Source organism: Campylobacter massiliensis (genome assembly GCF_014253065.1).
GTDB lineage: Bacteria > Campylobacterota > Campylobacteria > Campylobacterales > Campylobacteraceae > Campylobacter_A > Campylobacter_A massiliensis.
The window spans coordinates 650865-673133 of record NZ_JACLZK010000002.1; the positions used below are offsets into that span (position 1 = coordinate 650865).

Below are 22269 nucleotides of genomic sequence, written 5' to 3' on the forward strand. Positions count from 1 at the left end.
ATTATAATGACCTTTTGTGTCCTCAATGTGTCCTTTTGGCAACATTTTAAAAATTCGCGTAGGGATTTTAATTTAGAGCGGAAATTGGGGTTATTTCGCCAAATTTTGAAAGAATTTGCCGCCAACTGAGCCGTGATTAAAATTTCGGCAAATTTATGTCCGAGCGCCGAATTTATCCGCAAGCATGGGCTAAAATTCGCTCTCGCGCGAGCTGCAAATGAAATTTGACGCTAGATTTTTAAATTTAAACAAGCAAGCTTTAAAGGTCGCGTCGGAGCATTTAATGTCGTCAAACCGGCTCGCCCGCAGCCATAACACGCGATACTCGCAAACCCAAAAGCCGATTTTACTCAAAAAGCAAAGCGCCTAATTTTTAGCGATCGGCAAGTTAAATTTGCCGCGCAAGCAGCCGAGTCTGAGAGTCAAATTTGCCCGCCGCAGGAGCGCAAATTTGAACTATTTTAGCCGCGATTTCCTCAAATTTTACGCGCGTTTGGGATTTTCACGCTAGCAGTCGTGCCGCGCCCCGGCTCGCTTTCAAGGCTTATCTCACCGCCCAAAAGATAAACTATACGCCGCACGATAGATAACCCCAGACCGCTACCCTTGCCCTTGTGAGACTCCTCGCATTGATAAAATTTATCGTAGATTTTTTCAAGCTTTTTAGCCTCGATGCCCGCCCCCTCGTCGCTAATGCAAACGATAAGCCGCCCGCCCTCCTCGCGGCAGCTCACGCCGATATCGGCGGCTGAGTATTTCAGCGCGTTATCCATCAAATTTACCCAAATTTGCGCCAGCATCGAGGCGTTGCTGCGTACGCTTACGGCGACTAGATCTAGATCAAACTCCTGCCCGTCGTACTTTTGCATTAGCATCGCCGCGGCCTTTCGCAGCTGCTCGTCTACGCGCACGTTTTCGTCCAAATTTACGCCCGCTTGGCTATCTAGGCGCGAGAGTAGCAGCATATCCTCGCACAGCCTGCTTAGTGCACCCGCCTGCTCTTTTATGAGGTCTAGATACTCGTTTCTGCGCGCTTTGTTCGTCTCGTCCTGCGCGATCTCGCAGTAGCCGCTGATGACGCTTAGAGGCGTTTTTAGCTCGTGCGAGACGTTTGAAATGAAGTCCTTTTGCATGTAGTCCATCTTTTCTAGCGCCGCCGCGGTCAAATTTATATTTGCCGCTAGTTCGTCCAGCTCATGCAGGTACTCGCTATCCGCGCCGCGCTTGTAGTTTTTACGCGCGACTCTAACGGCGAAGTCGCCTCTAGCGATCTTGCCAGCTGCTAGCCTAAAGCTCTCGACGTATCTCAAAAAATAGGCCGATACCGCGTAAAATATCGCTCCGCCCGCGCCCATCACGATCGCGCAAAAGCTGATAATGCCCCAAAACATCCCAAGCTTCACCTCAAATATCCGCTCGTAAGCCAGTATCGCCGCCGATGCCGCGATGCAAAGCACGCAAAAGACGAAGATAAACATCGCCGCGGTGTAGGTTTTTAGGCTGATTAGGTATTTTTTCTTATTTTGCGTAGTATTCATATTTTATTTCCATTTTTTTGTATAGGCCGATCTCTTTTATGTCGCCGTTTTCGTAGTATTTGTCCGCGGGCTTAAATTTGACCGAGGTTTTACGCGTCAAATTTCCCCGCTCGTCCCTCGTTATGTCTTTAAACTGCAAAATTTGCCAGATTTTTGCCTCGGAGCCGAAGTAATTTACCGACGTATACTCCATCTCGTCGCCGTTTGCAGCGTAGTAATAAACCCATTTTGAGCCCGGGGCTTGCGTGATTTTTTCGTATTCGCCGTTTGGCTTGCGCTCAAAGCTTATCTCTATACCGTGCCGCGGCTCCATATTATTTTCTATCCGCGTTAAAACGCCCTTTTCGTCGTAGACGTAGCTATCGTCCGTCACTAGCATCCCGCCCGAATACGCCGCCCGAGCGATCATTTTGCCGTCCTTGCCATAGGTGGTTTTCTCCGTGCGCGGGTAAAATTTATCCTCCACATGCTGTTCTTTGGCCGTCGCGACTAAATTTTCGCCGTCAAATTTGTATTCGTAGAGATAAACGGCGCTGTCTTGATATTTTTTGCGGATTAGCCCGTCTTTGCCGTACTCAAACAAAACCGAGCTGTTTGGCACGCCGTTTATATGCTCGGTTTCTTGCAGTATATAGCCGTTTTCGTTAAACTCCGTCCGCTTTACGCGCGTATTTTCTAGCATGCCCGAGCCGTCTATAGAGTATTCGTACTCCGTAGTCGTCATGCTTTTGACCTCGCCTTTTAGATCCTTTTTGCTCCAGTCGCTTTGCGGTAAAACGGCAGAGTTTAGATAGCAAACCGCCGATGCCGCCGCAAAAATAGCTTTTAAAATTTTCACTTTATCTCCCCGCCCCTCACTCGTAAATTTCGCCCTTATAGCCGATGCCGCGCACCGTAGCTATCTCAAAGTCCGTGCAGTTTTCTAGCTTGCGGCGTAGTTTTTTTACGTGCGTATCGACCGCGCGCTCGTCGCTGTCCGTGTCGTAGCCCCAGATTTCTTGCATGATTTCTAGGCGAGTGAAAATTTTGCCCGGGTTTGAGAGCAGTAAAAAGAGCAGATAAAACTCCTTTGGCGCGAGCTCTACGGCCTCACCGCCGATTTTTAGGCTAAGAGCCGCATAGTCTAGCTCGGAGTTTTTAAACTTCAGCCGCTTGCCGCTAGCGATCTTGGCTCGGCGCAAAAGCGCGTTTATGCGTAGCGTCATTTCTTTTAAATTTACGGGCTTGCTCATGTAGTCGTCCGCCCCCGTGACAAAGCCTTTCTCCATGCCCTCCATGCCGCTTTTTGCCGTTATCATGAGCACCGGCAGCGACTCGTCTAGCAGCTTGATTTGCTTGGTTAACTCATATCCGCTAAGCCCGGGCATCATGATATCGGTGATGACAAGGTCGGCGCGCTCGCTCTCTAGCAGCTGCAAAGCCTGCCGCCCGTCAAATGCCGCAAGCGGAGAAAAACCCTCCTGCGCGAGCTTTAGGCAGATTATTTTATTTAAATTTTCGTCATCCTCGGCGACTAAAATTTTAAACATTTATTTTCCTTAAATTTGCCCCGAATTTAACGGGCAAGGCGATAATTTTTGTCCTATTTTATCAAATTTAACGAGAATTCAGCGGGCAAATTTAGCGAAGCATCATCAAAACGCCGATAGCGCAGATGATAACGGCTGTAAAAATCTCCAAGAGTCGCAGATGGGTTTGCAAAAATTTCTTGAGTATCGCGCCGCCAAGAGCATAGATGCTAAGCGAGCAAAACTCGATAAAAACGAGCGTAACCGTGATAGAGAGTATGCGAGGCAGGCTAAAAGGATCGTTCGCGTCCAAAAAAGTCGGCAACAAAGCCGATAGAAAAATCCACGCCTTAGGATTTGAGATACAGACCACGGCGCCGTTTAAAAACATCTGCTTTTTACTCGGCAGCTGAGAGACCTTCGTGATACTAAGCTGCCCCTTGCTAAAAAACAGCATAGCGCCCAGATACAGCAGATAAAGCCCCGCTATGACGTTTAAAACCTTAAACGCGAAGCTATAATGCGCCAAAACGGCGCCCACTCCTAGCATACAGCAAATACCTACTAAGGCCAGAGAGGCGAGCTGCCCCGACATCATCGGCAGCGCGCGCACGTAGCCTAGGCTCATGCCGATACTCATAGCGTAGGTCATGTTGATGCCCGGCATCAGGCTGATAGGGAAAAACGTAACGGCAAAAAGTAGGTAGTTCATAAAGCGCCTTAAATTTTGAAGAAATAGTAAATCAAATTTAATAAATTTAAGATAAAAAACGGCGGCCAAACGGCGGAAATTTAGCAAAATTTGCTTAAGGCGTCGTTTGCGTTTTTGGGTCGCGGCGCGAAATTTGCTTTTTATGTGCAGGCAGGGAAATTTACCTGGCTTTGCGGCGGCTTTTGCTTGCGTTTTTTGAGGCGCAGAGAGTAAATTTAGCAATCAAATCTCTAAGCGCACAAATTTAAACCCGCAAATTTAACTTTATCCATGCGGGTTTAAATTTACCCCGAAAAACGGCTCCAAAGCTAGCCGACCGTTTAGCGGGTTTTGCGGCAAAATTTAGAAATCTAAGCTATCACGATCAGTACGCCAAGACCCTTTTCGGCGGCATTTTGATAAAAGCTCAAAAGCCCGTTAAAATGCTCTTTTAGCTCGGCTTTTATATCCTCAAATTCGCTCTCGTGCTCCCATATCTCGGGGTACGTGCCCGCTTTACCGAAGTCTGCAAAATTTACGTTTGCCAAAAGCGCGCCAATGTCGGTACTCTGCATCGCTTTGGCTACGGCTTTTACGTCATCTGCGTCCACGTACGATACAGCCTCACTCCCCTCCTCGCCCGCCATGCCGCGTCCAAATATCGCCCAACTAAGCGGGTTTGGCGTCGCGAAAATCTCGCCTGCGCTCATCGCCTCAAACATATTTTTGCCAGTTAGAGTTTTGTGCATCGCGTCCCACATTTTATCTAGGTCGTATTCGTCCAGCGCCTCGCCGTCGCTGCCGTTTTTGATCGCCTCGATAACGTCTTGCGCATAGGCGTAGTAGTGCGCGCTCATTCCCATTTTAGCTCCTTAGTTAAAATCAAATAGAGTCTCAAATTTAACGTAAACTTGCCGCTAGCGACGGACTAAAAAGTCATCACCTGATCGCACTCCGCGACCCAGCTAGCAAGGATATCCATGCTGCCTTTTATCTCGCTATCAAAATACGGCTCTCCCGCGCGCAGACCACATCTAGCCTCGCAGCTGCCGCAGACTTTTAGCGCTACGCCGTTTGCGTGCAGTTCTTTTAGTTTCGCCACGAGATCAAAGTCGTAGTTTTCGGGCTTTTGCGTGCTATTGCGCGCGAGATCTACAGCGTCGTTCATCAGAAATATCCTAACGTATTCGCCCCTGTTTTTGAGCGCTCCCGCTAGCCGCAATGCGTTATACGCGTTGTCCGTGCCGTTATACGGCTGATTTGTTAGGATGAGTAGAAATTTTTTCATTTTGTGCTCCTTTTGCTACTTTTACTAGCTTCGCTTAAAAACCTCGCCATTGCGGCGCCACTAGTTTTTGCGGTACAAACAGTGCAAATTTTAGCCAAGTTGTGCGTAAAATATCTTAAATTTGAGCTCAAATTTAAGATAAATTCGTCGCAGTAAAAGCTACCGAAAAAGGAAATTTATAAAAGAGACGGCGGACCGTAAATTTAACAAATCCGCCGTAATATTAAATAAGTGAAAATATCGCGAGATGATTTTTTACTTCGCCCTGCTCGTAACGCCAAAGCAAAGAGAGTTGCGACGTAAAATTTTGGCGCAGATAGAACACGTGGTTCATCGAGCCAAAATTTTACTAGCTCTTTCAAAAGCGCTCGCGAGATACCGCACAAAAATAAAGCGCAAATATCGCAAAGCTAGGCGAGGTGAATTTTGCTTCGCGAATGAGGCGGGCTTATCGTTCGCCTTAGTGAAGCGAAGTAAAATTCAACGATGCATAGCAATGCGAGACCGCCGCGCGCTTAGTGAGTTAGGAAAAACTCCTGGATCTTAGCTTTATCCGTAGTCTGCGTAAGCGCAAGCATCAAGAGTACTCTAGCTTTTTGCGCGTTTAGGTTGTCGCTAGCTAAAAAGCCGTATTTACCGTCGTCTACCTCGCCGTTTAACGTGGTCTCGCCGCTACCTACGCGCGAGTCGCGCACGACTACCACGCCGCCTTTGACTACTTCGCCTAGAGCCTCAAGCGCGCTTGGGAATGGATTTCCGTTACCCATGCCCGCATTTACGATGCCTTTAGCTCCGTTTTTGACGGCCAAATTTACAAAGTCCGGGTTGTCGTTTGAGTGGCTGTAGATGATATCGACCCTTGGAAGCTCTTTGATCTTCGTGATGTCAAATGCTGAATTTACGGTGTGTTTGCGAACAGGATTCATATAAAATTTGACGTTGCCGTAAAACACGGTGCCGATCTTGCCGCTGTTTGGAGATTTAAATGTATCGACCGCGGTAGTGTTGGTTTTAGTTACCTCTCTAGCCGCGTGGATCTCGTCGTTCATCACGACTACTACGCCCTTGCCTGCGGCTTCTTTGCTCATCGCGACATTTACGGCGTTAAAGATATTTAGAGGGCCGTCCGCGCTTAGCGAACCGCTGTTTCTCATAGCGCCCACCATAACGATAGGTTTATCGCTTTTGACGACTAAATTTAGAAAATACGCCGTCTCCTCCATCGTATCCGTTCCGTGTGTGATGACGACGCCGTCAGCCTTGCCGCTAGTTAGCAGCTCGTTTACTCTGTTTGCTAGCTTAAACCAAACTTCGTTGTTCATCTCTTGAGAGCCGATGTTTGAGATCTGCTCGCCTTTGATGGTCGCTATCTTGTTGATTTCAGGCACCGCGGCGATCAGTTTATCGACCGTAACGGTTCCGGAGGTATAGCTCGTATCAAGAGCACCAGAGCCGCTGCCGGCTATCGTGCCGCCAGTTGCCAAAATGTAAATAGTAGGCTTAGCAAAAGCCAAAGTCGCTCCTAAAAGCATGAAAATCACCGCCTTTACCGCAAAACGCATGTTTGCTCCTTGTATTGAGATGTCACTAGGATTTTAGCGTTTATTACTTAAATTTATTATTAATTCTTAATTTTTATTTTCAGTTAAATAATCCTAATAAGCGTCATATATATCGCCGTCGAAGCCGCGATACTAAGCAAGGTATTTTTAAATTTCAGATGAATCAAAACCGCGCTAAAAACGGCTGCCGCTTCGTTTAGTCCGTACGGATAAACGTCAAATTTGACGTCTCTTAGTCCGTAGCACACTAAGATAACCATTATCATCAGCCCCATGTGTCGCTCCACGGCGCTAAGCCACGGGCTAGGCTTATAGTTTTTGATGACGTAAAACGGCGCGGCTCGCGTCAAAAAGGTCGCAAACGCGCTTAGCAAAACGGCGGCGAATATCGCCCACTCGTTAGAATTCACGCTTATCAAAGCTTATCCTTAAAAACTAAAATAAAAATAAAGCAAAGCGCCATCGAGCCTACCAGCATCGCTTTAGCGGGCATGAGCGCTACGCCGGCGACTCCAAACAAGCACGCCGCGCCTAGCACCTTATAGTTTTTATCGTTTTTAAACATCTCCATCACGATCACGATAAAAAGCGCCGTGAGGCTAAACTCAAGCCCGCTCGTATCGACCTTTATCAGTCCGCCGGCTAGGCATCCGACCGCAGTTCCCGCCGCCCAGTAGAGCCACGAGATCAAATTTAAACGCGTAAAAACATAACTGCGCTCCGCCGCGTCCGAGATCTTAAGCGCCTTAAATATCGCAAAAGTTTCGTCCGTGAGGGTCGCGATATTAAAAAGGCGAAATTTGAGATCTTTGTACTCTTTTAAAAGCGCCAGCCCGTAAAAAGTATGGCGTAAATTTACCAGATACGAGACGATAAAAACCTCAAAAAGCCCCGTGCCAACGCTAAAAAGCGAGAGCATCATAAACTGCGCCGCGCCGCCGTATGCTAACGTGCTAAGAGCGATGGCGATAAATGCGCTAACGCCCATGCTTTTAGCCAGTATCCCAAAGGCGACGCCAAGGGGAAAATAGCCCATAAATATCGGAACGCTAAGCTTAAAAACGTAACTAAAATGCAAAAATTTTCCTTAATAAAAGTGCGATGATAGCTAAAAATTTAAAAATTTAGGATAAAGACTGGAGATTTGAGTAAATTTGAGCTAATGACGCGGTGGGCAAATTTAACCAAACCAAATTTAGCGTTTAGTATAAAATTATCCGCATTTTAATAATAAATCTTATAAAATAGCGTTAAATTTTTTATAGGAGCAAAAGCATGAAAAAAATAGTCATAGCGGTAGCCTGCGCGGTGGTTTTATTTGGTGCGGGCAACGACGCAAAGATATTGCAAGGCGCTTGCGATGCGGGAGACGTAAGAGGCTGCTATAATCTGGGCGTTTCGTACGCAAACGGAGAAAGCGGCTTGGAGCAAGACTACAAAAAAGCTAGCGAGCTATTTTTGAAATCATGCGAGATGGGAGACGCAAAAGGCTGCTATAATCTAGGAATTTTGTATAGCAACGGTCAAGGCGTAGCGCAGGACTCCAAAAAGGCTAGCGAGAACTTTTTAAAAGCTTGCGATAAGGGGGACGCAAAAGGCTGCTATAACCTTGGATTTTCGTACGAAAAAGGCCAAGGGGTAAAACAAGACTACAAAAAGGCCGGCGAGCTATACTCTAAAGCTTGCGATATGGGAGAGGCACTAGGCTGCGGCAATCTGGGGCTTTTATACGAAAAAGGACAAGGGGTAAAACAAGACCTTAAAAAAGCTAGCGAGTTACACTCTAAAGCTTGCGAGATGAGGTATGCGGGAGGCTGCTATAATCTCGGGGTTTTATACATAGAAGGTCAAGGCGTAAAAAAAGACTACAAAAAGGCTAACGAGCTGTTTTCTAAGGCTTGCGATATGAACGATGCGGAGAGCTGCTACAATCTCGGCGTTTCATATCATGACGGTCAAGGCGTAAAACAAGACTATAAAAAGGCCGTTGAGTTGTTTTCCAAAGCTTGCGAAGCGGACTACGTAAAAGGCTGCTACAATCTCGGGGGCTCGTACTACAACGGCCAAGGCGTAAAGCAAGACCGCAATAAAGCAAGCGAACTATACGCTAAAGCTTGCGATATGGGCTATGCAAACGGCTGCTATAATCTCGGCGTTTTATACGCGGAAGGCCAAGGCGTAATCAAAGATAAACAAGCGGCTAAGAAGTATTTCGGCAAGGCTTGCGATATGGGCCTGAAACAAGGTTGCGATAATCACAAAATCCTAAGCAAATAAGAATAGCGAGCAAGAACCGCTACGAAACGGCTAAATTTGAGATAAATTTAGCCGTTTTTCGCCGTAAATTTAAAAGCCGCCTAGTCCCAAATTTGCAAATTTAAAAGACCGGGCGGCGTCAAATTTAGCCTATTTTAGGCTATCTCTTTAGGCTATTTACGATCGAGAGCATATCGTCGCTCGTCGTGATTGCCTTTGAGTTTGCTTCGTACGCGCGCTGACCAGTGATGAGGTCGGTCATCTCCTCAACCAGTTGGACGTTACTCATCTCGACGAATCCCTGCCTGATCGTACCCAGACCGTCCTGTCCCGCCGTACCGACTACGACCTCGCCGCTAGAGCCCGTCGGCAGATATAGGTTGTCGCCCATAGAGTGCAGGCCTGCGGGGTTGATAAAATTTGCTAGCTCGATGCGGCCCACCTGCGTCATCTCGGTATTGCCCGGCTGCAGCACGGAGACTGTGCCGTCGGTACCGACTGAAACTTGGGTGGCATCAGCCGGGATGGTCATCTGCGGCTGAAGTACGTATCCGTCGGAGTTTACGATCGTGCCTTCGCTATCTAGCTTAAAGGCGCCGTTTCTAGTATACGCCGTCGTACCGTCCGGAAGCTGCACCTGAAAAAAGCCGTTACCCGCTATAACCATATCGAGGTTGTTGCTAGTTTCTTTAAAATACCCTTGCGAAAATATCTTCGTTATCGCCGTCGGACGCGCGCCCAGACCCACCTCGATACCCGTTGGACTTTTCGTCGTGGCGCTGGTTGCCGTACCCGCATACTCCATGACCTGATACATCAGATCGGCAAATTCGGCGCGGTTTTTCTTGTAGCCGATGGTGTTTACGTTTGCGATGTTATGCGACGTAACGTCGATCTGGGTTTGTTGGGCGATCATACCGGTGGCGGCAGAATAAATAGACCTCATCATTTTCGTGTTTTCCTTTCTTAGCGCGTTGTATCTTGAGCTTATACTTCGTTGGTTTTTTCCTCGGCTTCGGTTACGTATCGCGTATACGCGCCCTCGCCTCGCAAAAAACCGCCTCGTCTCCATCTCAAGCTACTGCCGCTTATCTTTATGTATCTAATAAGCAGCTCATCGCCTTTTATCGTTGCAAAATATATTCCAAATTTGCAGTCTTAAATTTTACGCTTTTGCATAAAACCGTCTAAAATTTACAAATTCGGCGCTATTTTTCGCATTTCTCGGGTATCTAGCAAAAGGCATTCCAAATTTGCAAATTTTAGAAAATTTGAAAATATTTTGGCTGAAGTGTTTTAAAATAAAATTTTGAAAGAAGATTAGAGTTGAAGCACCTACGATCGTAAGCAAAAGCAAATTAAAAACAGCCATAATAAGCAAAGTATTTTTAGATGATTTTTAATGCTGTTGCAGTTTTTGCGACTGAGGCTAACCATGAAGGTTGCCGAAGAAGCAAAAACCAAACTCATTAAAAAGCGCTAAAAAGACGCAGCTTATTAGACTTTCGTATTAGCAAGCTTACTTATAGCTTCCTGATTTAGATCATCCATATGGCTCGTCATCACCTTTTGATACATCTCGACAAAGCGCTGCGTCTCGATGAGTCCGACCATCTCGGTCACGGCGTTTACGTTGGAGATTTGAGTGTATTTCCACGCGACCGCGTCTATCTCGCCGCCCACGTCTTCAAGCTCCTTTAAATTAGGCAAAACATAGAGATTATCGCCCTCTTTGGTTAGATTTCGTATCTCTTTTGGCTGCGCTATATAAAGTCTAGCTAGCGGTTCCTCGTTTGAGTAGAGATTGCCGTTTTTATCAGCGGAAAAGCGCTCGCTCTGCGGGATTTGGATACCTTGAAAATTGTTCGTAAAATAATCGCTCGGCAGTACTTTATAGCCCTCTTTTGTTACCAAAAATCCGTCCTCGTCGAGATTAAACGAGCCGTTTTTGGTTAGGCGTACGTCACCTGGCTTTACTTCGACTAGGAAAAATAGATCCTCGCGCTTCATCGCAAAGTCAAGGTCGTTGTTTGAAAATTTAAGCCCGCCTTGGCTAAAATCCACGTATTGCTCCGAAATTTGCGGTACTCTGTCTATGGTTCTGTTTAGAAATTTCGCCGCGTCTTTCGTGTGGTTTTCTATCGGCAACTCGTCGCGGTACTCTTTAAAAATCCTCTCAAAATCCCCCACCACGACGTCGTCGCGCTTAAAGCCGATAGTGTTTATATTGGCAAGATTGTTTGCGATGACGTCCAGACGGTTAAACTGCGTCACCATGGCACCGGTTGCTTGGTAGTAGCCGTTGTTCATTTAGTTTTCCTTATTTGAGTGGCTTGTCTCGTGAGCGTCTTTGAATGGGTTTGCTAAAATTTAGCTCGGCAGGCCACTCCGCCTAGCCTACGCAAAATTTTGGCTTCACGACATTCAAATCCACCTTACGATACTTCGCCTCATTGTTTTATTTTTACAAATTTGACTCGATTTATCGCATTTTTCTGACAACTTTAGCAACTTCTGTTCCAAATTAAATTTAATAAAATTTTCAGTAAATTTAGCCTACGTAAAAATGCCCGAATAATCGTATTTTTATTAATGTTTAAAGAATTTTGGGTATAATCCTCGTTTTCTACAAAAAGAAGGAATCCCGAATGAGTACCGCAAAAAAAGAGGCATTGTCGCTCATAGAAGAGCTTTTCAAAGAAAATGCCAAAGGCTATATCACTTACGAAAAACTTGTTAAATTTCTAGACAAAGCGCCGACGGCAGCGATAGCAAAAAAGATAGAGTCGCTAGCTAAAGCAAATAAAATCCAGCTCATCACCTCAGCTGAAATCGCTAAAATGCGCAATATCGAAGACGCCAAAAAACGCCGCGAGGAGCTAGCAAAACTAGCTGACGATAGCTTAGAGGAAGAATTCGACCTCGCCAGCGAAACAGATCTGCTCGAGTGGTCGCGCTCAGATAGTCCCGTACGTATGTATCTGCGCGAAATGGGTCAAATCGCGCTACTAACCAAAGAAGAAGAAGTAGAAATCAGCAAAAAAATCGAGCTTGGTGAAGATATCATTATAGATGCGTTTTGCTCGGTGCCCTACCTCATCGACTTTATCCTTGATTACAAAGAACCGCTCATAAACCGCGAACGCCGCGTAAAAGAGCTTTTTAGAAGCTTTGATGACGAGGGCGAGGAAGGCAGCGAAGAGGTCGAAGAGGAGGAAGAGGAAGAGATCGAAGACGAGGGCGAGGAAAGCGAAGAAAAAGAAGCCAAGCCTAAAAAAAATAGTAAAAAAGACGATAAGCGAGCCGAAAAGGTAATCGAGAGCTTTAGAGCGCTCGAAAAAGCTAAAAAAGAGTGGCTAAAAACGGCAAATAAACAAAACGAAGTCGAGACGGAAGATGAGTTTTTAGCAAAAATAATGCTTGCATTTAAAAAGAAAATCCTAAAAGACAAGCTGATGGATCTAGGACCTACAAGTAAGCTCATAACCGAGATCGTAAAGTCGATGGAAACGGCGCTAAAGAGCGACGACGAATTTGATAGAGAATTAAAAAGACTCGAATACAAATTGCCGATGTTTAGCGACGAATTAAAGAAAAATCACAAATCGATCTTAAAAGATATCATCAAACTAAGCAAAGACGACATCATCGCTAGAGTGCCAGAGGCCACGATGGTCTCAACCTACGTAGAGATCAAAAAACTGTTTGCGACCAAGGAAGCGAGTAAGAGCGGATTTAATCTCGATCCGATACTTTTAAAAGAAATCTTAGAGCAAATCAAACGCGGTAAAAAGATATCCGACGAAGCAAAAGCTAGGATGGCAAAGTCAAATTTGCGTCTCGTCGTAAGTATCGCCAAGCGCTACACGAACCGCGGTTTGCCGTTTTTAGACCTGATTCAAGAGGGCAACATAGGACTGATGAAAGCGGTTGATAAATTTGAGTATAAAAAAGGGTATAAATTTTCGACCTATGCGACGTGGTGGATACGCCAGGCTATCAGCCGCGCTATCGCCGATCAAGCCCGTACGATACGTATCCCTATCCACATGATAGAAACGATAAACCGTATCAACAAAATCAACCGCAAATACCTCCAAGAAGAGGGCAAAGAGCCCGATGTGAGCGTCATAGCGCAAGAAGTCGGACTAAGCGTAGACAAAGTAAAACAAGTCATAAAAATCACAAAAGAGCCTATCAGCCTAGAAGCTCCTATCGGCAACGAAGAGGACGGTAAATTTGGAGATTTCGTCGAGGATAGAAGCTCGCTAAGCCCGATGGATCACATCCTAAAAAATGACCTAAAAGAGCAGATAGACGAGGTCCTAGACCAGCTAAACGAGCGCGAAAAAGCCGTCATCAGGATGAGGTTCGGCCTGCTCGACGACGAGAGCGACCGCACGCTAGAAGAGATCGGCAAGGAGCTAAACGTAACCCGCGAGCGCGTCCGCCAGATCGAAAGCTCTGCTATCAAAAAACTAAAACACCCAAAAGTCGGTAGAAAACTCAAAAACTACATCGAGGGCTAAATTTAGCCCTCCCTTTTTTTAACAGATTAACGCAAAAACCAACTATCAAATTTAAAGAAAAATCCAAAGGTGCAAATATGGATCAGCAACTCCTAGCTGAGATAAAATTCCGCGGCATAGCTTCTAATATTTTACTAGTCGGCGGCTGTATGTCTATTTGGATTTTGTGCGAATTTTGCAGCCGCGTCTCGCTGACTGGTTTTTTGGCCGCCGTGTTTTTTATTTGCCTTGTCTTTCTTGCGTCGATGATTTTTAGGCTTCTTGCCGCTAGATAAATCTCCAAACTCTCCGCAAGCAAACTCTTTACCAAAACCTTCTCCGCGCGCTAGTCACGGCGGCGCTACTAGCGATTTTATGGCTACCTATGGCATTGTATTCGGTCAGTCAAGTCGGATTTGGCGCGGTAGAGTATGCTGCGGCGCAGATCGGAGGCTCTTTTGTCGACAATGCTTATTCTATAATCGGAGCAGTCGCAAATAATTTTTTAAATACGCAAGGCTCGGCCCTTACGATATTTCTTACCATAGACTCCATTCTAACTATCTACTTTTGGTTTATGCTCGGCGTTGCGTACTATCTGCTCGGCAAAGATACGCAAAGTAAATTTTTCTACTTCTGCGCCGGCTTGGCTTTTATGGGCATAGCGCTTCAGTTTATCGATATTTCGTCCCTTAACGGTTTGGTATCTCCGTATGCGCTGCTTACGATAGCGATCTTGATCCCGCCTTGCGAACTAGCGGCTTGAGCTAGGATCAAAAATATCGCTCTAGCGCAGCCCTAAAATTTAAAAATTTCAAATTTTATCACAGCCGCCACACTAGCCGTTTTGCTAAATTTTGCCAAAAACAGCACTAGTGTCGCCTCTCAAATTTTATAATAAATTCATCGCTATTTTTGTAATATACTAATATTTATTTATGAGCCAAAAATGCTTATTTTAAGCCTATAAATAAATATAATTTAAAAACTTAAGGAAAAATATGAGTAAATTTCACTCTTTCGCGCTAGCCCTTGCGCTGTGCGCGAGTTCGCTTTTTGCAGACCGCGTCGTAACCGATCAACTAGGTCGCGACGTCACGCTACCAGACGAAGTTAAGCGCATAGTCGTGCTTCAGCACCAAAGCCTAAACGCGCTGAATGAGCTAAACGCGCTGGACAAGGTCGTCGGCGTGCAGGAGTCGTGGGAAAAGTCGCTCGGCAAAAACTACATCCGCCTAGCGCCGAGCCTAAAAGACATGCCCACACCTGGCGATCTAAAGGTCATCAACTACGAAGCGGTGCTTAAGCTAAAGCCCGACGTCGTGATCGTCACGAACTACATCCCGCAAGAATACATCGACAAGATGACGGAGCTCAAAATCCCCGTCATCGCCGTTAGCTTTCAGCGCAGCGACGCCGCCGATAAGGGCAAGTTAAATCCGACCTTCAAAGACGACGAGGCGGCCTACACCGAGGGCTTTTACGACGGCATAGAGCTTCTTGGCAAGGTCGCAAACCGCGAGAAAGAGGCCGCCGAGCTAATAAACTTCGTCAAAACCTCGCAAGAGCAGCTAAAGGCTAAATTTAGCGACTTCATCGTGGATAAAAGACCTAAAATTTACATGGCAAATCCCGATCTCACGACCTACGGCAGCGGCAAATACACGGGCATAATGTTTATGCGTGCAGGCGCGCAAAACGTCGCGGCGGATAGTATCAAAGGCTACAAGCAGGTATCTGCAGAGCAAGTTCTAGCGTGGGCGCCGCAGATGATCTTCGTGCAGGATCGCTACCCGCAGGTGCCTGCCGAGCTTAAATCCAACCCTCAGCTTGCAAATTTAAGCGCGGTCAAAGAGGATAAAATTTACATGATGCCCGAATACGCCAAAGCGTGGGGCTATCCGACTGCCGAGGCCATGGCGCTTGGCGAGTGGTGGCTAGCGATGAAGCTCTATCCGAAGTATTTTGACGAGGCGGAATTTGACAAAAAAGTAGAGGAATTTTATCAAAAATTCTACCGCACGAGCTATAAATGAAATTTTCCGCCCTACTGCTGCTCTGGATCCTGCTGTTTGCGGTTTCGCTTGGCATCGGGCAGTATCCGGTTAGCCTAGAGGAGACGGGTAAAATTTTACTCGGCTCCTCCGCAGACGAGACGGCAAAGAGCGTCGTGCTTGATATCCGCATCCCGCGCGCTCTACTTTCGAGCCTTTGCGGCGGGATACTGGCGCTTAGCGGCCTCGCGCTTCAGGCGGTGTTTAAAAACCCGCTCGTAGGCCCGCACATCGTGGGCGTTAGCACCGCGGCGGCATTTGGCGGCGCGCTTTGCATCATGCTTGGCTTTGGCTCCTATTTTATCGTGGGCTTTGCCTTCTTTTTCGGGCTCGCCGCGCTTTTTATGCTCTATTTTATCGCCAAATTCGTCTCGCGCAGCGACGTCTTTTCGCTCATTTTAGCAGGTATCGTCATCAACGGCGTATTTGCTGCGCTAACAAGCCTCGTGCAGTATCTAGCCAACAACGAAGACGTGCTACCGAACATCATCTACTGGCTGCTGGGTAGCTTCGTGCGGGCAGACTACGACAAGCTCGTCATGCTCGCCGCCGTTTCGGCGCCCTGCGTCGCGGCGCTAATCGCGATGCGGTGGAGATTTAATCTACTCAGCCTCGAAGACGGCGATCTAAAGGTGCTCGGCGTAAACATCGTACGGCTGCGCTCGGTCATCCTCATCGTCTGCACGCTGCTAGTCGCCGCGCAGGTCAGCGTCAGCGGAAACATCGGCTGGATCGGCCTCGTGGTGCCGCACGTAGCCAGGATGATATTTGGCAGCGACCACTTGCGCTCCATGCCCGCTTGCTTCGTCGCAGGAGCCGTTTTTATGCTCGCCATCGACGACGTATCGCGCTCGATAAGCTCCAGCGAAGTGCCGCTTAGTATCATCTCCGCGCTCATCGGCAGCCCGATATTCGCCATCCTCTTAAAAAGGAGCGCCGATGCTAACAGAAGGTAGTTTGCTCGCGATCAAAGACGCGGGATTTTTCTACGAAGAGGGCAAATTTCTTTTTAGAAATTTGAGCTTTGAGATTGAGCGCGGTCAAATTTTAGCGATCTTGGGGCTAAACGGTCAAGGCAAAAGCACGCTGATGTCGTGCATGATGGGCATTTTGGATCTCAAAGAGGGACAGCTTAGCACGCAGGCAAAATTTGGCTTTCTGCCGCAAAGCTTTAGCGTGGCGTTTGATTACAGCGTGCAAGACATCGTGGCGATGGGGCGCGTGCGCGATATTTCGCTGTTTTCAAAGCCGAGCAAACGCGACGTGCAGATCTGCCTGGACGCGCTTGAGAGCCTTGAAATTTCGCATCTGAAAAACAAGCGCTTCAACTCGCTCTCGGGCGGTCAGAAGCAGCTCGTGCTCTTTGCCAGGGCGATCGCGAGCAAAAGCGAAATTCTGTTTTTGGACGAGCCTGCCAGCGCGCTTGATATCAAAAACCAAGACCGCGTGCTAAGCCTCATCGCAAATCTACGCTCAAATAGCGATGCGAGCATAGTTTTTACCACCCATCAGCCTAACCACGCCCTTGCGGTCGCCGATCGCACGCTCATTTTAAAAGACGATCTTAGCTACGTTTACGGGCTTAGCGCCGAGGTTTTAAATGAGGAAAATTTAAATGCGCTCTACCGCGTGCGGATGAAAACGGCGGAATTTGACGTTGCGGGCAAACAAATCCCCAGCATCACGCAAATTTTCAGCGCGCAAGTGAGGTAGCTTTTATTTTAATCGGCAAAAATTTGAACTGTGTGTAAAATTTTATGTATTTTTGAAATTTACATGGAGTAAAATTTGCCGATTTTAAATTTATATCACTGTTTACGCGGTTTGCGAGGTTTGCGATACTTAATAAACTCTGCATAAGCCGCCTAAATTTACCTAGCACACATTCTATTTTTACGCTCGCGATGTCAAAATCATTTTTCGTTTCATGCACTCAAATTTTACGCAAACGATACATTTTCCTGCTCGCGACTTCGCTTTTTTATATTTTTACGCCGCGATTTTTACCAGTTTGCTTGAGCCAAATTTAATAAAAATTTTAAGCTTGTTTGTGTAAAATTTTTATTAAATTAACAAAAGGCAAAACGTGCAAGAAAACTTCATAAAGCGCATAAGTACGGCAAGAGCGCTAGGTATGACGTCCGGAATTTTGGTTATTTTAAATTTACTCTCGCAAGAGATGGTTTTACCTAAAAGCCTCTTTGATATCGCAACGAGCGCGCGCGTAGCGATGTTGTTCGTCTCCGTTATCTGCCTTTACGGCGCGATATCGAAGATAAACAAACTCGCAGGCGGAGGAGTGTTTAAGCTTTACCGCATTTTTATCGCTATTAGCAGCGCGATGATTTTGCTAAGTTTTAGCACAAACTACGCTCCCGCTAGCACGCACAAGGTCCTATTTTTCGTCATTTGCGCCGTGGCGGTACTTGCGTTTTTGCTTTGGATAAAGATAAATTTAAAACTCGGCGCCGTCACGCAAAACGCCCTGTTTTCAGGCTACGCGGTGCTTTGCGTAGTCGGCACGCTAATCGCTGCGGCGCTAAAGCTTTTACTCACCAAAGCCCTGCGCGATCCCTATCCTATCGAGCTTGCGGTGCTTGGCATCTACCTGGCGCTAGGATTTATCTACGTGCTTGCCTGGTCGAGAGTGGATTACGTCGAAAACCGCAATCAAGACTAAGCCAAATTCGTCAAATTTGCATTTTAGGCAAATTTGACGATAAAAAATCGCGCGGCTATACTAAGCCCGTCCAAATTTAAGCTAGGTCAAATTTAAATTTATCGCAAATCTGCAAATTTGAGCTAACTACGGCTTTAAATTTGACCCCGCAAAACTCCAAATTTAGTTCGTAAAATGCGCCTAAAAATTTTGCTTCTACCACGTCTGCTTCGTATGTTTCGCCGCTTATTATTAGCTCCGGGCGAAACATAAATTTTCTCTCCTCCAGCCACGTTCTAAATTCGGCCGGCAAGCTTTGCGCATCCCGCTCATCGATCAAATTCATATCGCCCAAAAAGCAGGCGATTTCGTAAGATGCGGGGCTAAAATACAGCTCCCTAGGCGCGCCGAAGGCCAAAACCTTGCCGCCTTTTATCAGCGCGATTTTATCGCTTAGCAAAAAGGCGTCCTCCTTGTCGTGCGTTACCATGACCGCGCTGATGCCGTTTGCCTTTATCATCTGTTTTAGCTCGCCTCTTAGCGCGCTTTTTAGGCTGCGGTCGAGGTTTGCGAATGGCTCGTCGAGCAAAAGTAGCTTTTCGCGGTTTGCTACGGCTCTGGCAAATGCAGTCCTCTGCGCCTGACCGCCCGAAATTTGATCTGGGGTTTTGTCTTTTAGTTCGGCGATTTTAAATTTCTCCAGCAGTTGCGCGCTCCTTGCGGTTCGCTCGGTGCTAGGCAGCCGCCACAGCGCAAATTCCACGTTTTTGCAAACGCTTAAATGCGGAAAAAGCGCGTAGCTCTGAAACATCATCGCGGTGCCGCAGCCCTCTTTGACGGTGATTTGCCCGCCGCTTGGCGTCTCAAGCCCCGCGATTATACGCAAAAGCGTGCTTTTGCCGCAACCGCTATCGCCTAAAATGCTTAAAATTTCGCCCTCGTTAAGGCTTAAATTTACGTCTTTTAAGACCTCTAAATTTCCGAACTTCTTGTTTAAATTTACGATTTTTAAAATTTCAGCCATGTTTTTATCTTTCTTGTTTTTTTCTGGAGATTATCTCGAGCCAAAGAACAGCTACTAGCGACATCGAAACGATGAGAAACGACGGCAGAGCCGCAGCATAAAGCCTCTCGTCGGCGGCATAGAAAAACGCCCTAATACTAAGCGTCTCAAAGCCCAAAGGCCGCAAAATGAGGCTAAGCGGCAGCTCCTTGATGATGTCGATAAAAACGACGATGAGCGAGAGAAAGAAAAAGTGGCGAAGTAGCGGAAAATGCACTTTGAAAAACAAATTTAACCGCGAGCCGTTTAGCAAAAGCGCGGCGTCGTCGATGTTTGCCGGGATCTTGGCGTATCCGCTCTCAACAGCATATATCGAGGTCGCCAAAAACCGCACGACGTAGCCAAAAATCAGCACCACAAAGCTGGACGAGAGCAGATGCGTGCCGAAATTTCGGTCAACGTAACCAAAAACTATCATCACGCAAAGCCCAATACTAGCGCCCGGTAGCGCGTATCCTAGCGAGACTGATTTTAGCAAAAAGGCGTTTAGCGCTTTATTTTTTATGAGTCTCGTAGCAAAAACGAGGAAAAAACTCACCGCCGTGATGAGTATCGCCGCGCCTGCAGCCATCAGTAGCGAATTTGCCGCCATCTGCACGAACTCAAATTTAAAACTATCTAGCTCGTGAATACTCCAATACAAAAGCCAGGTAAAAGGAAACGCAAACGCCAGGCAAAACACGCTCGCGCACCATAAAAACGCAGCCGCCGAGCCGAATTTACCAAGCTCGCGCTTTTGCGTAAATTTGGAGGTGTCGTGCGTGGAGAAGCTATATTTTTTAGAGTTTTTATTAACGTGCTCAAATATCATCAAAACAAACACAAACATCATCAAAAGTCCCGCTAGCACGGACGCGGAGTACGAGTCGCCCATATCAAACCATAGCTTAAAAATGCCCGCGCTAAAAGTCTCTACGCCGTAATACGCAGCCGTGCCGTAGTCGCTAAGCGTCTCCATGAGCACGAGCATCGCTCCGCCCACGATCGCCGGGCGTGACAAAAATATCGCAACCCTAAAAAACACGGCCGTGCCTGAGAGCTTGTAAATTTTACAAACGTCGTAAATCGCTGCGGACTGCGTTTTAAACGAGGTTTTGGCAAACATATAGATATATGGATAAAGCGACAACGACAGCACGAAAATCGCTCCGTAGATATTCATAAACTCTAGCCTAAAGCCGAAAATTTGATGAAAATATCCGCCGTAATCCATAATCCCGACGTAGCAAAAGCTAAATATATAAGCAGGAATCGCAAACGGAAGGATGAGGGCATATTCAAAAAAATTTGAGAGTGCGAAGCGGTAGTTCGCCACCAGCCACGCAGAAACCACGGCGATAACGAGACTAAGCGCCAAAACGCCTGCCGCAACCGCAAAAGTACCTTGGATATACCTCATAAAAAGATACTTAAAAAAGTGCTCGAGCAAGGAGTAGTCGCCCAAAGCGATCTCGAAAAATATGCTAAAAATAGGGATTAAAACGATAAGGGCGATAAAGATCGCCCCGAATTTTACTTTCATTATTTCCAGCCGGCTACGTCGTAAATTTTAATAGCCTCGTTCGTGTTTTGCACGCTTTTATAAAGTGGAGTGGAGTCTTCTTTAAATTTACCAAAGCCCTTTACAATGTCGCTAGGTTCGACCTCTGCGTTGATCGGATACTCGAAATTTATACCAGCGAGTATCTTTTGCGCCTCAGGGCTCACCATAAACTCCATAAATTTAACTGCATTTTCTTTATTTTTAGCAGCTTTGGTTAGCGCGATGCCGCTGATATTTACGTGCGTACCGCGGTTGTCCTGATTTGGGAAAATTATGCCCAGATTCTTAGCAGCCTCCACGTCTTCGGCTTTCGGAGATGTTAGCATGAGGCCTATGTAGTAGGTATTCATCACCGCTACGTCGCCCTCGCCTGCGTAAATAGCCTTAGCCTGATCCCTATCGCCGCCTTTTGGATCGCGGGCTAGATTTTTTAGTGCGCCTTCCGCCCATTTAGCAGCCGCGTCTTTACCGTCGGCTTCGATGATAGCAGCCAGCAGAGATTTGCTATATGGAGCCGTCGCGCTTCTGATTAGCAGTTTGCCTTTTAGCTCCGGTTTTGTCAAATCCTCGTAGTCTTTGATGCCTTTAGGATCGAAGTCCCTTTTATCATAAACGATGACTCTAGCGCGTTTTGAGATAGCAAACCACTGGCCGTCGTTGTCTCTATACTGCTCCGGGACTATTTTTTCCAGAGTTTCAGATTTGACCGGTTGCAGCACGCCTTTAGTCTTTGCGGTGTAGAAATTTCCCGCGTCTGCGGTGATGAAAATATCCGCCGCAGAGCTACCCCCTTCGACTTCGAGCTTTTTGATTAGCTCGCCGGCTTTTGCCTGAGTGGCGTTTACCTTAATGCCCGTCTTTTGCTCAAAAAGCTTATAAAGCTCGCTGTCGGCGTCGTAGTGGCGCGCAGAGTAGATATTTACCTCCGCGGCAAACAAAAAGCTTGAAAACAAGCTAAGCGCGAAAAAACTTTTTTTCATTTTTGTCCTTTGTATTGATGTGATTTTGCGATTATAGCGTCTGACCGATGAAAGTAATATTAATTATTAAAAAAGAAAAATTTATGCCGGAGTGATTTTAGAATGACAAAATATTTAAAAATGAGTGCTAATATTCACGCCGTCAAATTTAAGGAGATAAAATGAGAAAAATTTTACTTTTAGGAGCGGCTGCGGCGATGGCTTTTGCGGAAATTTCTACGGTTCAAGTTAGTCCCGAGGCGATCAAAAACTACGAGCAGATCGTAGATATCAGGACGCCTGCTGAATGGATGGAAACGGGCGTGATAAAGGGCGCAAAGACTATCACTTTTAACGCAACCGATAAAGAGGGATTTTTGAACGAGCTTAAAGCCAATGTCGATCTAAAAAAACCGGTCGCGCTCATATGCAGAAGCGGACGCAGAAGCGCTGCGGCGGCGATGATGATAGACTCGCCGGAGCTAAATATAATAAATCTTGACGGCGGCATGGGTAGCCTCATAAATCAAGGCTACGAAACCGTACCGTATCAAAAATAATCCGCGGTTTTACTTTACAAATTTCATCCGTCAGGCTTAAATTTGCGCTAAATTTTAAGTTTGGCGGAGCCGATCTGTGC

The 22269-nt window shown here is 46.6% G+C and carries 23 protein-coding genes; 9 read left to right on the forward strand and 14 right to left on the reverse strand.

All coding sequences use genetic code 11. The features are described 5' to 3' along the window. Positions 1 to 476: 476 nt before the first annotated feature. The 9 genes from H7R39_RS09815 to H7R39_RS09855 all read right to left on the reverse strand — a co-directional run bounded on the left by H7R39_RS09815 (position 477) and on the right by H7R39_RS09855 (position 7665). Positions 477 to 1538, reverse strand: a complete 1062-nt coding sequence (locus tag H7R39_RS09815; protein WP_185899049.1) for a sensor histidine kinase — start codon at positions 1536 to 1538, stop codon at positions 477 to 479. Further along, entirely contained in the window at positions 1519 to 2376 is an 858-nt protein-coding gene (locus tag H7R39_RS09820; protein ID WP_185899050.1) for a hypothetical protein, read from the reverse strand. The genes H7R39_RS09815 and H7R39_RS09820 overlap by 20 nt, the downstream gene beginning before the upstream one ends. Positions 2377 to 2392: 16 nt before the next feature. Next, positions 2393 to 3067, reverse strand: a complete 675-nt coding sequence (locus tag H7R39_RS09825) for a response regulator transcription factor (protein ID WP_185899051.1) — start codon at positions 3065 to 3067, stop codon at positions 2393 to 2395. 91 nt (positions 3068 to 3158) lie between these two features. Then, on the reverse strand, positions 3159 to 3758 hold the full coding sequence (locus H7R39_RS09830; RefSeq protein WP_185899052.1) for a LysE family translocator: 600 nt from the start codon (positions 3756 to 3758) through the stop codon (positions 3159 to 3161). Between the two features lie 350 nt (positions 3759 to 4108). Continuing rightward, a complete protein-coding gene (locus H7R39_RS09835) occupies positions 4109 to 4600 on the reverse strand; it encodes a YfbM family protein (RefSeq protein ID WP_185899053.1) in 492 nt (163 codons plus the stop codon). Between the two features lie 65 nt (positions 4601 to 4665). After that, positions 4666 to 5025: a DsrE/DsrF/TusD sulfur relay family protein gene (locus H7R39_RS09840; RefSeq protein ID WP_185899054.1), complete on the reverse strand. Its 360-nt coding sequence runs from the start codon at positions 5023 to 5025 to the stop codon at positions 4666 to 4668. Between the two features lie 515 nt (positions 5026 to 5540). Further along, the gene (locus H7R39_RS09845; protein ID WP_185899055.1) at positions 5541 to 6587 is read right to left on the reverse strand and encodes a type II asparaginase; all 1047 of its coding nucleotides are present in this window, start codon (positions 6585 to 6587) and stop codon (positions 5541 to 5543) included. Between the two features lie 83 nt (positions 6588 to 6670). Then, entirely contained in the window at positions 6671 to 7006 is a 336-nt protein-coding gene (locus H7R39_RS09850; RefSeq protein WP_185899056.1) for a branched-chain amino acid transporter permease, read from the reverse strand. Next, positions 7003 to 7665, reverse strand: coding sequence for an AzlC family ABC transporter permease (locus tag H7R39_RS09855; RefSeq protein WP_185899057.1), 663 nt, complete (start codon positions 7663 to 7665; stop codon positions 7003 to 7005). Before H7R39_RS09855 ends, H7R39_RS09850 begins: the two co-directional genes overlap by 4 nt. Before the next feature lie 197 nt (positions 7666 to 7862). Here H7R39_RS09855 and H7R39_RS09860 point away from each other — a divergent pair, with 197 nt between their 5' ends. Further along, positions 7863 to 8864, forward strand: coding sequence for an SEL1-like repeat protein (locus H7R39_RS09860; protein WP_185899058.1), 1002 nt, complete (start codon positions 7863 to 7865; stop codon positions 8862 to 8864). A 139-nt stretch (positions 8865 to 9003) separates the two neighbouring features. On the opposite strand, the gene flgG is transcribed toward H7R39_RS09860, so the two are convergent. Together flgG and H7R39_RS09870 are read right to left on the reverse strand one after the other, a co-directional pair. Then, positions 9004 to 9792: a flagellar basal-body rod protein FlgG gene (gene flgG, locus H7R39_RS09865; protein WP_185899059.1), complete on the reverse strand. Its 789-nt coding sequence runs from the start codon at positions 9790 to 9792 to the stop codon at positions 9004 to 9006. 548 nt (positions 9793 to 10340) lie between these two features. Then, positions 10341 to 11153, reverse strand: coding sequence for a flagellar hook-basal body protein (locus tag H7R39_RS09870; RefSeq protein WP_185899060.1), 813 nt, complete (start codon positions 11151 to 11153; stop codon positions 10341 to 10343). Positions 11154 to 11491: 338 nt separating this feature from the next. Between H7R39_RS09870 and rpoD the strand changes: the two genes are divergently transcribed. The 7 genes from rpoD (at position 11492) to H7R39_RS09900 (ending at position 18085) form a co-directional block, all read left to right on the forward strand. Beyond that, complete coding sequence (gene rpoD / locus H7R39_RS09875) at positions 11492 to 13372, forward strand: RNA polymerase sigma factor RpoD (RefSeq protein WP_185899061.1); 1881 nt, start codon at positions 11492 to 11494, stop codon at positions 13370 to 13372. A 77-nt stretch (positions 13373 to 13449) separates the two neighbouring features. Then, complete coding sequence (locus H7R39_RS11360; RefSeq protein ID WP_228724775.1) at positions 13450 to 13647, forward strand: hypothetical protein; 198 nt, start codon at positions 13450 to 13452, stop codon at positions 13645 to 13647. Between the two features lie 89 nt (positions 13648 to 13736). Beyond that, positions 13737 to 14117, forward strand: coding sequence for a hypothetical protein (locus tag H7R39_RS11365; RefSeq protein WP_228724776.1), 381 nt, complete (start codon positions 13737 to 13739; stop codon positions 14115 to 14117). A 235-nt stretch (positions 14118 to 14352) separates the two neighbouring features. Further along, positions 14353 to 15387 carry an ABC transporter substrate-binding protein gene (locus H7R39_RS09885; RefSeq protein WP_185899062.1) on the forward strand — a complete coding sequence of 345 codons (1035 nt, stop codon included), beginning with the start codon at positions 14353 to 14355 and terminating at the stop codon, positions 15385 to 15387. After that, complete coding sequence (locus H7R39_RS09890) at positions 15384 to 16361, forward strand: FecCD family ABC transporter permease (protein ID WP_185899063.1); 978 nt, start codon at positions 15384 to 15386, stop codon at positions 16359 to 16361. The genes H7R39_RS09885 and H7R39_RS09890 overlap by 4 nt, the downstream gene beginning before the upstream one ends. Then, positions 16345 to 17118: an ABC transporter ATP-binding protein gene (locus H7R39_RS09895; RefSeq protein ID WP_185899064.1), complete on the forward strand. Its 774-nt coding sequence runs from the start codon at positions 16345 to 16347 to the stop codon at positions 17116 to 17118. The genes H7R39_RS09890 and H7R39_RS09895 overlap by 17 nt, the downstream gene beginning before the upstream one ends. Positions 17119 to 17491: 373 nt before the next feature. Next, complete coding sequence (locus tag H7R39_RS09900; RefSeq protein ID WP_185899065.1) at positions 17492 to 18085, forward strand: hypothetical protein; 594 nt, start codon at positions 17492 to 17494, stop codon at positions 18083 to 18085. Positions 18086 to 18161: 76 nt separating this feature from the next. Here H7R39_RS09900 and H7R39_RS09905 read toward each other — a convergent pair whose 3' ends face one another. From H7R39_RS09905 to H7R39_RS09915, 3 genes are read right to left on the reverse strand one after another with little or no spacing between them, the layout of a single operon-like run. Then, a complete protein-coding gene (locus tag H7R39_RS09905; protein ID WP_221892115.1) occupies positions 18162 to 19088 on the reverse strand; it encodes an ABC transporter ATP-binding protein in 927 nt (308 codons plus the stop codon). Between the two features lie 4 nt (positions 19089 to 19092). Then, positions 19093 to 20649 (reverse strand): ABC transporter permease, encoded by a 1557-nt coding sequence (locus H7R39_RS09910; protein WP_185899066.1) that lies wholly within the window; start codon positions 20647 to 20649, stop codon positions 19093 to 19095. Then, positions 20649 to 21650, reverse strand: coding sequence for a Fe(3+) ABC transporter substrate-binding protein (locus H7R39_RS09915; RefSeq protein ID WP_185899067.1), 1002 nt, complete (start codon positions 21648 to 21650; stop codon positions 20649 to 20651). Before H7R39_RS09915 ends, H7R39_RS09910 begins: the two co-directional genes overlap by 1 nt. A 161-nt stretch (positions 21651 to 21811) precedes the next feature. On the opposite strand from H7R39_RS09915, the gene H7R39_RS09920 reads away from it, so the two are divergent. Further along, the gene (locus H7R39_RS09920) at positions 21812 to 22189 is read left to right on the forward strand and encodes a rhodanese-like domain-containing protein (RefSeq protein WP_185899068.1); all 378 of its coding nucleotides are present in this window, start codon (positions 21812 to 21814) and stop codon (positions 22187 to 22189) included. The last annotated feature ends 80 nt before the right edge of the window (positions 22190 to 22269 follow it).